At 66.5% G+C, this 1256-nt stretch carries 2 protein-coding genes; one reads left to right on the top strand and one right to left on the bottom strand.

Features of this window, described 5'->3' with window-relative positions:
* Positions 1–269 precede the first annotated feature (269 nt).
* On the bottom strand, positions 270–719 hold the full coding sequence (locus tag C1J01_RS48125) for a MarR family winged helix-turn-helix transcriptional regulator (RefSeq protein WP_111185832.1): 450 nt from the start codon (positions 717–719) through the stop codon (positions 270–272).
* A gap of 93 nt (positions 720–812) precedes the next feature.
* On the opposite strand from C1J01_RS48125, the gene C1J01_RS48130 reads away from it, so the two are divergent.
* Positions 813–1256: nuclear transport factor 2 family protein (locus tag C1J01_RS48130; protein ID WP_146616048.1), on the top strand; the 444-nt coding region annotated here is incomplete at its 3' end.

Genomic DNA, 1256 nt, shown 5'->3' on the forward strand with positions numbered 1-1256 from the left:
CGCGACCAACACGCGTAAGATCGTCGGCAGCGTCAGATGTGTATAAGCGACAGAGCTCGAACACCTTCAGGCAAGACCAGAACAGCGCCTCCCCGCCGCATCTACCAGGCCGGGATCGCGCAGCACGATCGAGACCAGCCGCGTCATACCAGCCGACCTCCGGAAGAGCCGATGAGCAGCGGCGTAAGGGAAGAGACAGCGGGCGACCTGTTCATCGTCGCGACGATCACGCCCGGCCTCGCGGCGGCGGCCTGCGCGGCCAGACCGACTCAGCCCGGGGGAGAGGCCAGCACCCGCGTCAGCAGCGCGACCAGCCGGTCGCGCTCGTCCGCCGACAACGACGCCAGCAGCTCGTCCTGCACGCCCGCCAGCAGCCGGTCCAGCTCCTGCAGGTGACGCACCCCCTCCGGGGTGACCGTGACGATGTTGCGGCGCCGGTCGCCCGGATCCGGGCTGCGCTCCACGAACCCGCGCGCGACCAGCTCGTTCACGGTCGCCACGATGTCACTGCGGTCGATCCCCGTACGCCGCCCCAGCGCCGCCTGGCTCGCCGGCCCGAACTCCTCCAGCGCCGCCAGCAGCGCGAAATGGTAACGGCGCGCCCCGGCGCCGGCCAGCGCCCGGTCTACGAGCCGGTTGGCCGCCGTCGCGACCTGGTTGACCAACCGGCTCGGCAGCGCGCGCAGCCGGGCCGGGACGGTGCCCTCAGCGTCCTCCACGCCGCCCAACCTACCAATTCCGTTGGCACGACCATCAGGTATAGAGTTGGCCGCGCCAACATTGGCTCAACCAACAATCAGGGGAGTGCACCCATGACCGACCACCGCACCGACCTCACCCAGCTCATCCACCGCCTCTACGCCACCCTGGACGAAGCCCGCTTCGACGACCTGCACACCGTCTTCACCCCCGACGCCACCGTACGAACCGCCGGCGGCCTCGCCCAAGGCCGCGACGCCGTCATCGCCCAGGCCACCCGCACCCACGCCACCGAACGAACCCAGCACCTCGTCACCAACACCCTCATCGACCTCGACGGCGACCACGCCACCATCCGAGCCGACCTCCTCGTCACCTTCACCCACCACCTGTCTCTGATACACATCTCCGAGCCCACGAGACTAGCGCTCATCTCGTATTCCGTCTTCTGCTTGAAAAAAAAAAAACCGCAAGAATTCATTAACTGCACATTCGGGATATTTCTCAATATTGGTGAGCCCGCAGAATTCGGAAAAAATCGTACGCTAAGGTTTTCC

It is taken from the genome of Nonomuraea aridisoli (genome assembly GCF_003236395.1).
GTDB classification, from domain to species: domain Bacteria; phylum Actinomycetota; class Actinomycetes; order Streptosporangiales; family Streptosporangiaceae; genus Nonomuraea; species Nonomuraea aridisoli.